Below are 12,865 nucleotides of genomic sequence, written 5' to 3'. Positions count from 1 at the left end.
AAGAGATGAAAGGACTATTTAAAGGGTTAAAATATACATTAAGTAATTTGAGCAAGAAGAAGGTAACGTATGATTATCCAAATCAACCGTTGCCGTTGCCAGACCGTTTTCGGGGGATTCAAAAATTTTATCCGGAGAAATGTATTGTTTGTAATCAGTGCTCTAACATTTGTCCGACAGACTGTATTCAGTTAACAGGAAAGAAACATCCGGATCCTACGAAAAAAGGAAAAATTATCGACACGTATGATATTAATTTTGAAATTTGTATTCTTTGTGATTTATGTACAGAAGTTTGTCCGACAGAGGCAATTGTCATGACAAATAACTTTGAACTCGCGGAATATTCACGTGATGACTTATTTAAAAATTTGCAGTGGCTTGACGAAAACGACGAAAACGTCAGGAAGGAGAATAAGGCATGAATGGCGAGTTTGTAGCATTCTTTATACTATCCTTGTCTGCAATTATCGGCGGTGTTCTTATGTTGAACTTAACGAAAGTTATGCACATGATGCTAGCTCTCGTTCTGACATTTCTCAGCATTGCAGGTTTGTATTTTCTTTTGTCAGCCGAATTTATAGGCGTTGCACAAATTTTACTTTACTCTGGTGCAATCACAATTATTATGATTTTCGGCATTATGTTAACGAAACATAACGCGGAAAATGAATCGCGTCTTACTCTTCGAAAATGGATTATCTTCTTTGCAGTTGTAGCATTTGGAGCGGTTATGTATTTCGCTGTTAATAATGTTGATTTTGCAAATGAAAGCACACAAGGAAGTTTACCTCTCCATGAAAACAACACACTTCAAATCGGTACGCTTCTCTATTCAAAATATATTATTCCATTTGAACTAACTTCAGTTATTTTACTTGTAGCACTCGTTGGCGCAATTATACTTGCGAAAAAGGACGAGAAAGAGGAGGATTCCAATGAGTAGCGTTCCAGCTTCTGCATATTTAACACTTGCGATTATTTTGTTTTGCATCGGTCTATTTGGAGCTTTAACAAAGCGGAATACAGTAATCGTATTAGTTTGTATCGAATTAATGCTGAATGCTGCCAATTTAAACTTAGTGGCGTTTAGTAAATTAGGCTTATTTCCGAATTTCACAGGTCAAATTTTCTCACTGTTTACGATGGCTGTAGCGGCAGCGGAAGCGGCGGTAGGACTCGCTATTTTAATTGCTTTATATCGTAATCGTACGACAGTTCAGGTGGATGAAATGGATACGCTCAAAGGATAGCATTGTGACCGAAAAAGGGGGAAGGAAACAATGATCGATTATGCATGGCTCATACCGCTTTTCCCACTCGTTTCGTTTTTGTTACTTATTATATTCGGGAAGAAAATTAGAGAAGGAAGCAGCGTACTTAGTATTTTTTTCGTCTTTCTCTCCTTTATACTTGCGGTACTTGTGTTAATAGAAAGGTTTTCAGAAGCCAGCGTGAAGCATAAGTGGGTGTGGCTTAGAGCTGGAGATGTGGATATATCATTCGGCTTTGAAGTGACTGCATTAGGAGCTTTAATGTTATTTATCGTGACGCTTGTGAGTCTACTTGTACATGTGTATTCGAAAGGTTATATGAAAGGTGATGAACGATTACCGACCTTTTACGCATATTTAGGACTCTTTACATTTGCGATGTTAGGGCTTGTTATATCAACGAATTTATTACAGCTTTATATATTTTGGGAATTAGTCGGCCTTGGCTCATTTTTACTTATCGGTTTTTATTTCTTTAAAGAAGAAGCGAAGGCTGCTGCAAAAAAGGCTTTTATTATGACCCGTATTGGGGATGTTGGTTTATTTATCGGGATGATTTTAATTTTTTGGTACGCAGGTAGTTTTGAATATGACGCAATATTTAGGGCGATTTATACAGGGGATCTACCTCCTTACATGATTACAATAACAGCGATATTAATTTTTATCGGGGCGATGGGGAAATCAGGTCAGTTCCCGCTTCATACGTGGTTGCCAGATGCAATGGAGGGGCCAACGCCCGTTTCGGCACTTATTCACGCGGCGACGATGGTCGCAGCTGGCGTATATTTAGTAGCGACGATGTTCCCTCTATTTTCAGCAAGTACAGTGGCGATGCAGACAGTGGCAATCGTTGGAGCTTTCACTGCAATCTTTGCGGCCTCTATCGGTCTTGTGCAAACAGATATAAAGAGGGTGCTTGCTTATTCTACAGTTAGCCAGCTCGGGTATATGATGCTCGCGTTAGGTTCTGCCGGTTATGTAGCTGGTATATTCCATTTAACGACACATGCTTTTTTTAAAGCACTACTATTTTTGGCGGCAGGAAGTGTAATTCATGCTGTGCATACGCAAAACATTAATAAAATGGGCGGTTTACAGAAGAAGATGAAAGTAACTGGTACGCTATTTTTAATAGGTACCCTTGCCATTAGCGGTGTTCCGCTGCTTTCCGGTTTTTTCAGCAAAGATGAAATTTTAGCGGCGACGTGGATGAATGGCAATTACGTTTTATTTACTTTAGCGGTAATTGCGGCGTTTTTAACAGCGTTCTATATGTTCCGCCTATACTTTCTTGTCTTTACTGGAGAAACGAAGACGAAGGAAGAAGTGCATGAATCGCCTCGCGTTATGACGTATCCAATGATTGTTCTCGGCGTTCTCGCAGTAGTGGCAGGATATATAAATACACCATGGTTTGGGACGTTTCTCGGAGATTGGTTGACGAAAGATGTAGGGTTTAAGGTTGAAGAAACGCATGGACCAGTTTGGATTATGATTGTTGCGACACTCGTTTCATTTGCGGGAATCGCTCTTGCATATTTCATATATAGGAAGAAATCAATTTCTAGGAATTGGGCTGGGGGTACGGAAACATCGCTTTATAATCTTTTGAAAGAAAAATATTATGTGGATGAACTATACAACATGACGGTGATCCCTATTACGAAAGGAATCGCTCATGTGCTTCGCTTATTTGAAGTGTATGTAGTCGAAGGAATTGCAGTTTTAATTGCAAGTGTAGTGAAAGGCACAAGTAATCTTGGATCGAAACTTCAAAACGGGAATGTACAAGTGTACGGTACTGTAACGGCGGTTTCGCTCGCTGTACTCGTCATTATTTTGCTCTATACGGGAGGGGATTTACGATGAATGATTTGTTGTTAACGTTCTTCATTTTTTCCCCGCTTTTAGGAATTTTATTGCTTGTATTAACACCGAAAAAGGAATTGCGTACAGTGCGAGCGCTTGGCTTATTTGGGACGGCACTTCCATTTGGAATCGCTATCGTCCTCGCTTGTACATATGCTTCTGGAAAGAATTTGTCACTATTCGATGAAAAGATGAAATGGATTAAGTTCAGCGATTTTACAGCGGTAGATAAAAGGTGGTTTTCTATTTATTACGAGCTCGGTATTGATGGTTTGTCGCTTGTCATGATGGTACTGACGGCTCTTCTAGCAACGCTTGCAGCAATTGCAGCCTTTTCTATTAAAAGAAATTTAAAAGCATTTTATATGCTGTTACTCATGCTAGAAATAGGAATGCTCGGCGTCTTTGCTGCTCAAAACTTAATGTTGTTTTTTATCTTCTTTGAAATTACGTTGCCACCAATGTTCTTATTAATTGGAAAGTGGGGAAAATTGTCGAGTGAAAAGGCTGCGTATAGTTATTTAATATATAACGGTATTGGCTCAGCTATTTTGCTCATTGTTTTCTCAATTTTGTTCGCGAAAACAGGTACAACAAATATTGTGGAGCTGAAAGAGATATTAAGAAGCGTAAACGCAGAGGGAGCACTCGTCATCCCAAGTAGTTTGCAGCTTAGTGTATTTATTGCCATAATGATTGCTTTTGCAATTAAACTACCTGTTTTTCCGTTGCACCGCTGGATGGTCAATGTACACATAGAAGCGCATCCAGCTGTAGTTATGCTTCATGCAGGTGTTTTGCTGAAGATTGGAGCGTACGGTATTATTCGCTTCGGGAAAGGGCTATTCCCGGAATATTTTCACGATGTTGCAACACTAATTGCGATATTAGGCGTAATTAATTTATTATACGGTGCCTTTTTAGCGCTCATCCAAACAGACTTTAGGAAAGTACTGGCTTACTCTAGTATTTCGCATATGGGAATTGTGTTAATGGGACTTGCGTCACTTAATGCACCTGGTACACAAGGAGCGTTATTCCAGGTTGTATCGCACGGTTTAATTGCAGCCTTGCTGTTTTTCTTACTCGGTGTTATAGAACAACGTTTCGGAACATCAGACATTACAGCGCTTGGTGGACTCGCAAAAAGTGTCCCAGTACTTAGCGGCTTCTTCTTAGCAGGAGGAATGGCATCGCTCGGATTACCAGGGATGTCTGGGTTTGTTAGTGAATTTCTTGCCTTTCTCGGTTTATTTCAAGGAGAGCCCGTCATTGCTGCAGTCGGTGTGATTGGCATCATTTTAACCGCTGTGTATGTATTAAGGGCGACACTTCAAGTGACATTTGGAAAGAAAGAGTGGGAAGCAAAATCTGATATACACGGATGGGAGTATGTCCCTGTTTTACTACTTATCTTTTGTATTATTGCAATTGGAGTTATGCCAGAGATACTAGGAGATCCGCTTCAAAATACATTGAAAACATTGGGGGTGAAGTAGGATGGATATGAATACGTTACTTAGCTTATCGTGGCATCTAATGGTGCCAGAATTTATTATTCTCGGCGCCGCCATCCTTCTTTCCATATGTGATTTGTTTTTTAAGCTGAACCATAGATATGTAGCTCTTGGTGCGATTGCTGCCATCGTATTAGCAATCGTGTCATTAATTACTCTATATAGCGAACCGGCAGGAGATATTTTAAATGGATCGTTTGTGTTAGATGGATTTTCAAAAGGGTTTAAAACGTTGCTATTAGGCGCCTCAGCTCTCATTTTATGCACCGCGATGAGCGATGATAAGAAGAATCCAATCGAAGATAAGGGCGAATATTATTACTTATTTTTAATGGCGCTTCTTGGTGCGATGTTCATGGCTTCTAGTGTTGATTTTATTACCCTTTTCGTTGGTTTGGAGTTACTTTCACTTTCTTCTTATATTTTAGTAGGAATACGAAAAAAGAGCCGTGCATCAAATGAAGCGGCAATGAAATATGTCATTAGCGGAGGAATTGGAACGGCGATTACGCTCTTCGGAATGAGTTATTTATACGGTATTACAGGTTCAACTAACATTGTAGATATGCAAAAGGTACTCACTGGGGAGCTCGCTAGTGGTATTCAGTTATTGTTAGCTCTCGCATTTCTTTTATTGCTAGTTGGTCTCTCATTTAAAATTGCCACAGTGCCGTTTCATATGTGGGCACCTGATGTGTATGAAGGAGCGACTACACCTGTTACTGCTTTTCTTGGAACGATTTCTAAAATTGCTGGGTTCCTACTCATTATTCGTTTGTTCCTTATGATCTTTGCAAGTGTATTAATACAAGGAGATATGCAATCTTTATATGGGCATATGAGTATATATATTGCAGTGCTAGCAAGTATTACGATGATTGTTGGGAATGTAGTCGCATTAAAACAATACAATATAAAGCGTTTATTTGCTTATTCGGGCATTGCTCATGCAGGATATTTACTCGTTCCACTTGTGGCATTATCACCATTTACGATGGATAGCATGTGGTTTTATATGCTGGCATACATGCTTATGAATATAGGCGCATTTGCCATTATCCACGGCTTAATCTTACAAAATGATGAGGAAAATATAACAATTTTCACAGGTTTATATAAAAGGTCGCCATTTACAGCGATAATGATGACAATTTTTATTTTATCGCTGGCTGGGATACCAGGAACGGCTGGATTCATTGGAAAGATTAACATCTTTTTAGGCGCACTTCATGTAGAGCCAGCACATTACGTACTAGCTTCGATTATGATGGGTACGACAGTTGTTTCATTCGTATATTATTTCCGTATTTTACAACAAATGTTTTTCCGCACCGGAGAGACAGAAGAGAGAATACGGTTACCGTTAAATATAAAGGTTGTTATGAGTCTTTGTGCAATTTCGATTGTAATACTAGGGATTATGCCGATAATTGGGTACAATTTCTTTTATGAATATTTTCCATTAATGAAAGATTTCTTCTTCTTAGGGAACGTGGTACAATAGTGAAAATAAAAGGTGTGGAGTCAGTACTCTGCGCTTTTTATTTTGTGTTAACTTGTAATGTAGATATACGTTTTTGGAAAGAAAATCACGATGTAAAATGTAAGATGTCTATGTGCATTTGAAAAAGTGTAGCTCCTACTTATTATGGTATCGTTTTTATATTCTTTCATAAGTAGTAGCTGAGTAAAAAGGGGTCGATTTTTTGGCACAACTTTTAGGGCAACAAGCACTGATTGCCATTGTTTCGCATTTATTGTTTATTACCATTACGTGGTGGGCCTTACAAGGCATTCACATTGAGCGTTTAATGAAGTCCGGAAAAGTGCTGCAGACGCGAGTATTACTCATCTTAATTACAATTGCAATTGGGACATCTGTAAGTAACTTTTTCCTTGATTATTTAGGCTATTCGAAGAGTTTAACGTATTTAGTAAAGTAAGTGTATAGAACCTCAAATCTCCGTTAACAATGGGGATAGGAGGGGATGAAATTGAAGCTTAAAGCCATTCTTATTGTTGCACTTAGTGTTGTTTTATTTTTGGTTGGATATAGAGAGATGAAACCGATAAGCGATGAACAGAAAATGGAGAGCATGATCAAGGCTTTAGAGAAAAATGATGCTAAAGTAGAAAAATGGTCATGGTTAGCGAGAGAAACAAAAACAATTTCTAACATACATACGTTTCAAAAGTTGTTAAACGATGTGAAGGAAAAGGCAAATATTCAAAAGTGGGAAGTAGAGCAATCTCCAGATGGATATAAAGCTACATCCTATAAAAAGCTTTCTTCTTATGAAGAACGAGTAGTAGTAACTTGGAGTAAAGAAAATACTAAAGAAAACACTTTCATTATCTTTGAAGTAAGTGGGGCGAAATGGGACCCGAAGTATGTTCAAAACATGAATAAAATTTTTAGTGAAAAACCTATAATTTACACTTGTGTTCAAGGTGTACTGAATGATAAGATTGAAGGTGTTTTGCAAAATAAAACCAATCAGGTTTTGAAAGATCTTTCAGCAAGAGCGATCGAACAAGTAGAAGAAAGAGCATTTGTGTCAGTCTCCGCATACAATAAAAAGTGGGATGACGCTCTTTCAACAAATAGAGAGAAAATAAATGTGCAAATAGCAATACGTTCTACAGACAACAAAGATACAATTGTGGTTGGCACACCGATCATAACTTCTGAGTATTGAGTGAATAGATACTGAAAAAAGGACACGGAGGGGAATAATTTGGAAAAGATCATCGTCCGTGGCGGAAAGCGGTTAAACGGCACAGTGCGTGTTGAGGGCGCAAAAAATGCTGTATTACCTATAATCGCTGCAGCCCTATTAGCGAGTGATGGAAAGAATGTACTATCTGAAGTACCAGTTTTGTCTGATGTATACACAATTAATGAGGTATTACGTCATTTAAATGCTGAAGTCGTATTTGAAAATAATCAAGTAACAATCGATTCTTCTAAAGAACTAAACATTGAAGCACCATTTGAATATGTACGTAAAATGCGTGCATCTGTTCAAGTAATGGGACCATTATTAGCACGTAACGGTCGTGCTCGTATTGCACTTCCTGGTGGATGTGCAATTGGTTCACGTCCAATTGACCAACATTTAAAAGGCTTCGAAGCAATGGGAGCAAAAGTACAGGTTGGTAACGGTTTTGTTGAGGCATATGTTGAGGGAGAACTAAAAGGAGCTAAAATCTACTTAGACTTCCCAAGCGTAGGCGCGACAGAAAACATTATGTCTGCAGCTACATTAGCAAAAGGGACAACAATTCTTGAAAACGCAGCGAAAGAACCAGAAATCGTTGACTTAGCTAACTTCTTAAATGCGATGGGAGCGAAAGTACGCGGAGCTGGAACTGGAACGATTCGTATCGAAGGCGTTGATAAATTATATGGTGCAAACCACTCTATTATTCCTGACCGTATTGAAGCGGGAACATTCATGGTTGCAGCAGCAATTACTGGTGGAGACATCTTAATTGAAAATGCTGTACCTGAACATTTACGCTCAATTACAGCGAAAATGGAAGAAATGGGTGTTAAAATTATTGAGGAAAACGAAGGTGTACGTGTTATCGGCCCAGATAAGTTAAAAGCGGTTGATATTAAAACTATGCCTCACCCAGGTTTCCCAACAGACATGCAATCACAAATGATGGCATTATTACTACAAGCTGATGGAACAAGCATGATTACAGAAACGGTATTCGAAAACCGCTTTATGCACGTTGAAGAATTCCGTCGTATGAATGCTGATATTAAAATTGAAGGTCGTTCTGTTATTATGAACGGTCCAAACAGCTTACAAGGTGCTGAAGTAGCAGCAACTGACTTACGTGCTGCAGCTGCATTAATCTTAGCTGGTTTAGTATCAGAAGGTTATACTCGTGTAACTGAGTTAAAACATCTTGACCGTGGCTATGTAAACTTCCATAAGAAATTAGCTGCATTAGGTGCAACTATTGAACGTGTAAACGAAAAAGTAGAAGAAGTGAAAGAACAAGAAGTTTCTGATCTTCACGCTTAATTGAAATAGTCTCTATGTCTTTTGACATAGGGGCTATTTTTTTGGGTTATTACTGTTATAGTCAATAAATTCTATACTTATGCACGTACCAGTAAAAATATTTAGAAAATTTCTGTTTTATACTCTTCCCCTTAAGTATGTTCTAAAAGAAAGAGTTGTTCCATAAGAATGAATGGAGTAAAGCTTTTATATTGGGGGAAATAGGATGAAATTTTCAAAGCCACTTTTTATTACAGTAGCGCTCTTAATAGCGCTCGTTATCATTGTACCTGCAGCCCTTGTTATTCCATTTGCGAAAGCAAAAGTAGGGGAAGAAACGGCCTCTAAAACTCCTCCAGCGATAGAAAGCATACCAGCTCCAGGAAAAGTAGATACAGCTGTTCAAGTTGCTGTATATCGCGAAAAACAGAAGAAGGTAGAAACATTACCAGTGGAGGAGTATGTGACAGGTGTAGTAGCTTCTGAGATGAATGCCAGTTTTGAAATAGAGGCACTAAAGGCGCAGGCATTAGCAGCGAGAACATTTGTAGTACAACGGATGCTAAGCGGAGGAAAGAAAAATAATGCGGACGTGACAGATACGGTGAAAGATCAAGTGTACAAAAGCAAAGATGAATTGAAGAAGCAATGGGGTAATAACTACGAAAATAATTTGAAGAAAATCGAAGAAGCCGTTTCGAAAACAGCAGGACAAGTTTTAACGTATGATGGAAAACCAATTTCAGCATCCTTCTTTTCAACGAGTAATGGCCGAACAGAAAATGCAGCTGACTATTGGGGAAATGATTATCCGTACTTGAAAAGTGTAGATAGTCCGTGGGATCAAGCCTCTCCAAAGTTTACGAGCGAGCAAATATTTACAGTAGCTGATTTTCAAAAACGTCTCGGTGTGAAAGTGCTAGCAGACGGAAAGGTTGGCAATATTAAAGACCTTACGGAAGGAAAGCGCGTAAAGGATGTAGCTTTTCAAGGAAAAACATTAACAGGAAAAGAAGTTCGTGAAAAGTTAGATTTACGTTCTTCTGATTTCACATGGAAACAACAAGGGGATAAAATCATCGTTACGACGAAAGGCTTCGGTCACGGCGTTGGTATGAGTCAATACGGGGCGAACGGCATGGCAGCAGAAGGAAAGAAATATACAGATATCGTCGCTCATTACTATAAAGGCGTTGAAATAAAGACGATGAATGATTATGAAGGAAAATTGATGGTGAAGAAATAGGTGTCAGAACTCTGGCGCCTATTTTTTTGTTTGGAATAGAATAATTTTCCATTAATTGTTTGATATAATAGGATAAAAAATATTTGGAGGAGACGAAATGGCGCTACTGGAGTTGAAACAGTTAGAGAAGACGAACCAGTTACCAGAAATTGAGCTAAAGGTTGAAAAAGGACAATGTATTGTTTTGCAATGCAATAATCATACAGCTAAAGTGTTACACCGCATCATTATTGGTGAAGAAGAAGCTTCGACTGGCAATGTACTGTTTGAAGGAGAAGCAATTGGAAAGAAAAATTATTCCCGCATCGGTTTTTGTTTTTTGAAAGATGAGGCATATGGTCGTTTGAAGGTGAAAGAATACTTTAAGTTTTTAATAGGGCTTTATGAATCAAAGATAAGTATAGAAGAAGTTGTGCAGTCTGTTGGTCTCCTAGATAAACTAAACGTTAAAATAGAAAAATTGTCATTTTCAGAGAAACGCCGTCTTCATATTGGACGAATGATGATTCATAATCCGGATTTAGTCATTTTGGAAGAGCCAGAGCAAAATGTAGATATAGAGAGTACGATTATTATTCGAAAAGCGATTATGAAAATGAAAGAGCAAGGAAAGGCGGTTTTTATTACGTCATCTTTTCTATCGGATGCCCTTTCGTTAACGGAAGATGTATACATATTAAACAACGATGGTGTGAAAAAGATAGAAATTGAGCAAGAGGAAGTGGAAGAAGTCGGTGAAGAAAAAGTCATTCAAATGATTCCGCAAATGAAGTTAGAAAGAATACCTGCGAAAGTGAACGATAAAATCATTTTACTTGATCCGATGGAAATCCATTTCATTGAAACGCAAAACGGAGTAACGCATATTCACGTTCGTGAAGGCGATTTCGTATGTGCATTAACATTAAGTGAACTAGAAGCGAGATTAACAGGTTTTGGTTTCTTTAGATGTCATCGCTCGTACCTTGTAAATTTACAAAGAGTACGAGAAGTGATTACATGGACTCGTAACAGTTTCAGTTTAATTTTGGATGACGAAAGAAAAAGTTCAATTCCACTTTCAAAAGGACGCATGGATGAATTAAAAGGTGTGATTGGGCTATAAAAAGTGCTCCAATAAGCTCAACATGCGATTCATTCACCGGTAAAAATACTCCTTTTACCGGTATTTTACTGCGTAATCCCTTTGTTTTTCATATGATTGAGTCAAGAAAAGCGAAACAAACGAACGAAAAGCGCTAAAGCGACTTTCATCTATAAAGAAGAAAAACAAAGGAGATGAAGAAATGACATTGGCAATTGAAATGAAAGATGTAATGAAAAGTTTCGACGGAAAAACGGCACTTGGAAATGTAAATATTGAGGTGAAGCAAGGAGAGATTTTTGGATTCCTCGGACCGAGTGGATCTGGTAAGACGACAACAGTAAAAATTTTAACTTCTCAATTGCTTCATAGTGTTGGAACGGTAAGAGTATTAGGGAAAGATATTACAGGACCAAGTAGCATCGATTACAAACGAATTGGTATTTTAACAGATAACAGCGGTTTATATGAAAGACTTAGCATTTATGATAACTTATTATTATTTTGTGACTTATACGATTGCAAAAAAGAACGAATCGATGAAGTACTAGCACAAGTAAATTTATTAGATGATAAAAAAACACCAGTAAAGAAACTATCAAAGGGAATGAAGCAACGCGTCACATTAGCAAGAGCAATCCTTCATAAACCAGATATCCTCTTCTTAGATGAACCAACATCTGCACTTGATCCAGTAAACGTACAAAACATTCATAAAATCTTAAAAGACTTAAATGAAGAAGGAACGACGATTTTCTTAACGACGCACAACATGGATGAAGCAGAAACGCTTTGTGACCGCATTGCCTTCCTTTGTGGCGGAGAAATTGTAGCACTCGATACGCCAGAGAACCTGCGCTTACAATACGCTAAGGATCAAATAGAGGTCGTATTAAAAGGTAAACGAAAAGAAGTAGTGCAAAAAGATGAATTAGGCGCAAATCGTATTTCAGAATGGATGAAAAAGGGCGAACTGTTATCTATTCATTCATACGAACCAACGCTAGGCGATATCTTTATTGAAGTTACTGGGAGGGGATTATAATGACATTTTCAATGAAACGGTTTTCGGCTATTGTAAGAAAAGAAATAAGTGATGCAGGTAAAAACTCACAAGTTATATTAATGGCGCTATTACCTATTCTACTTGCTGTATTTTATAGTAATATGGATTCTATAAAAGAGTTCTTTGCAGGTTTTATTATTGTAATGACGATTACCATGGTGGGAAGTTATGTGCAAGCAATTATTATTGCAGAGGAGAAGGAAAAACACACGTTACGAGTATTGATGTTGTCTCCAGCAAGTCCAATAGAAGTTATTTTAGGTAAAAGTGTATTAACTGTATTTTTTGTACTAGCATCTAGTTTTATTAGTTTAGTGATTTTAGATACTTTTAAAGGAAATATTAGTATGCTAGTTATTATTATTTTAATAGGAACATTGTTATGTGTCGTTTTAGGTACTATAGTTGGCTTACTATCCCAAAATATAGCACAAACATCTATATTGGGGCTTCCGATTTTTATAATATTCATAATGGGGCCGATGCTACAAGAAATGGTTAAGAATGAGTTTATTATAAAAGTAGTTAAGCTTCTTCCGACAAATCATGTTATGGAAGCATTGCAAAAAGTTATAAAGGGAGAAGGATTTATTGCGATTCAAGAACATATTTTAAACAATACAATTTGGACTATATGCCTTATCATTCTTTGTATTATTGTGTACAAAAAGAAACAATTAGACTAAAAACTGAGCTAAAAGTGCTCAGTTTTTTCTTTTTTCTATCATTTCCTCGGAAATTTTACAGTTCTTATACATATTTTTACAGATTTTGTCGAAAAGTA

General features: G+C 37.7%; 13 protein-coding genes. All 13 read left to right on the top strand.

Translation table 11 applies throughout. The annotated features are described in order from the left end of the window. Positions 1-5 precede the first annotated feature (5 nt). Positions 6-425 (top strand): NADH-quinone oxidoreductase subunit NuoI, encoded by a 420-nt coding sequence (nuoI, locus tag V6946_RS28350; protein ID WP_000677191.1) that lies wholly within the window; start codon positions 6-8, stop codon positions 423-425. Next, positions 422-946 (top strand): NADH-quinone oxidoreductase subunit J, encoded by a 525-nt coding sequence (locus tag V6946_RS28345; RefSeq protein ID WP_001012812.1) that lies wholly within the window; start codon positions 422-424, stop codon positions 944-946. The genes nuoI and V6946_RS28345 overlap by 4 nt, the downstream gene beginning before the upstream one ends. After that, positions 939-1,253, top strand: coding sequence for an NADH-quinone oxidoreductase subunit NuoK (gene nuoK, locus V6946_RS28340; protein WP_366981601.1), 315 nt, complete (start codon positions 939-941; stop codon positions 1,251-1,253). Before V6946_RS28345 ends, nuoK begins: the two co-directional genes overlap by 8 nt. Positions 1,254-1,283: 30 nt before the next feature. After that, positions 1,284-3,146: an NADH-quinone oxidoreductase subunit L gene (nuoL, locus tag V6946_RS28335; RefSeq protein ID WP_000568229.1), complete on the top strand. Its 1,863-nt coding sequence runs from the start codon at positions 1,284-1,286 to the stop codon at positions 3,144-3,146. Then, positions 3,143-4,645 (top strand): NADH-quinone oxidoreductase subunit M, encoded by a 1,503-nt coding sequence (locus tag V6946_RS28330; RefSeq protein ID WP_366981600.1) that lies wholly within the window; start codon positions 3,143-3,145, stop codon positions 4,643-4,645. Before nuoL ends, V6946_RS28330 begins: the two co-directional genes overlap by 4 nt. A gap of 7 nt (positions 4,646-4,652) precedes the next feature. After that, on the top strand, positions 4,653-6,167 hold the full coding sequence (nuoN, locus tag V6946_RS28325) for an NADH-quinone oxidoreductase subunit NuoN (RefSeq protein ID WP_366981604.1): 1,515 nt from the start codon (positions 4,653-4,655) through the stop codon (positions 6,165-6,167). A gap of 202 nt (positions 6,168-6,369) precedes the next feature. Then, entirely contained in the window at positions 6,370-6,606 is a 237-nt protein-coding gene (locus V6946_RS28320; protein ID WP_000057889.1) for a DUF1146 family protein, read from the top strand. A gap of 51 nt (positions 6,607-6,657) precedes the next feature. Continuing rightward, the gene (locus V6946_RS28315; protein ID WP_000767916.1) at positions 6,658-7,362 is read left to right on the top strand and encodes a YwmB family TATA-box binding protein; all 705 of its coding nucleotides are present in this window, start codon (positions 6,658-6,660) and stop codon (positions 7,360-7,362) included. 39 nt (positions 7,363-7,401) lie between these two features. Beyond that, a complete protein-coding gene (gene murA / locus V6946_RS28310; RefSeq protein ID WP_000411274.1) occupies positions 7,402-8,706 on the top strand; it encodes a UDP-N-acetylglucosamine 1-carboxyvinyltransferase in 1,305 nt (434 codons plus the stop codon). Positions 8,707-8,911: 205 nt separating this feature from the next. Then, positions 8,912-9,931, top strand: a complete 1,020-nt coding sequence (spoIID, locus tag V6946_RS28305; protein ID WP_006926552.1) for a stage II sporulation protein D — start codon at positions 8,912-8,914, stop codon at positions 9,929-9,931. A gap of 97 nt (positions 9,932-10,028) precedes the next feature. Continuing rightward, a complete protein-coding gene (locus V6946_RS28300; RefSeq protein ID WP_366981597.1) occupies positions 10,029-11,036 on the top strand; it encodes a LytTR family transcriptional regulator DNA-binding domain-containing protein in 1,008 nt (335 codons plus the stop codon). 181 nt (positions 11,037-11,217) lie between these two features. Further along, positions 11,218-12,060: an ABC transporter ATP-binding protein gene (locus tag V6946_RS28295; RefSeq protein ID WP_006926554.1), complete on the top strand. Its 843-nt coding sequence runs from the start codon at positions 11,218-11,220 to the stop codon at positions 12,058-12,060. Then, positions 12,060-12,767, top strand: a complete 708-nt coding sequence (locus tag V6946_RS28290) for an ABC transporter permease (RefSeq protein WP_006926555.1) — start codon at positions 12,060-12,062, stop codon at positions 12,765-12,767. The genes V6946_RS28295 and V6946_RS28290 overlap by 1 nt, the downstream gene beginning before the upstream one ends. The last annotated feature ends 98 nt before the right edge of the window (positions 12,768-12,865 follow it).

This window comes from Bacillus sp. PPSBB_2 (assembly GCF_045291115.1).
Taxonomy (GTDB): Bacteria; Bacillota; Bacilli; order Bacillales; family Bacillaceae_G; genus Bacillus_A; species Bacillus_A cereus.
The sequence above is the reverse complement of the archived record's forward strand: the minus strand, read 5'-3'. Positions and strand labels throughout refer to the sequence as shown.

What these genes read in the sequence shown, in the direction of transcription:
- nuoI (WP_000677191.1), top strand. Translation starts at nt 6, where the DNA reads ATGAAAGGACTATTTAAAGGGTTAAAATATACATTAAGTAATTTGAGC.
- V6946_RS28345 (WP_001012812.1), top strand. Translation starts at nt 422, where the DNA reads ATGAATGGCGAGTTTGTAGCATTCTTTATACTATCCTTGTCTGCAATT.
- nuoK (WP_366981601.1), top strand. Translation starts at nt 939, where the DNA reads ATGAGTAGCGTTCCAGCTTCTGCATATTTAACACTTGCGATTATTTTG.
- nuoL (WP_000568229.1), top strand. Translation starts at nt 1,284, where the DNA reads ATGATCGATTATGCATGGCTCATACCGCTTTTCCCACTCGTTTCGTTT.
- V6946_RS28330 (WP_366981600.1), top strand. Translation starts at nt 3,143, where the DNA reads ATGAATGATTTGTTGTTAACGTTCTTCATTTTTTCCCCGCTTTTAGGA.
- nuoN (WP_366981604.1), top strand. Translation starts at nt 4,653, where the DNA reads ATGAATACGTTACTTAGCTTATCGTGGCATCTAATGGTGCCAGAATTT.
- spoIID (WP_006926552.1), top strand. Translation starts at nt 8,912, where the DNA reads ATGAAATTTTCAAAGCCACTTTTTATTACAGTAGCGCTCTTAATAGCG.
- V6946_RS28300 (WP_366981597.1), top strand. Translation starts at nt 10,029, where the DNA reads ATGGCGCTACTGGAGTTGAAACAGTTAGAGAAGACGAACCAGTTACCA.
- V6946_RS28295 (WP_006926554.1), top strand. Translation starts at nt 11,218, where the DNA reads ATGACATTGGCAATTGAAATGAAAGATGTAATGAAAAGTTTCGACGGA.
- V6946_RS28290 (WP_006926555.1), top strand. Translation starts at nt 12,060, where the DNA reads ATGACATTTTCAATGAAACGGTTTTCGGCTATTGTAAGAAAAGAAATA.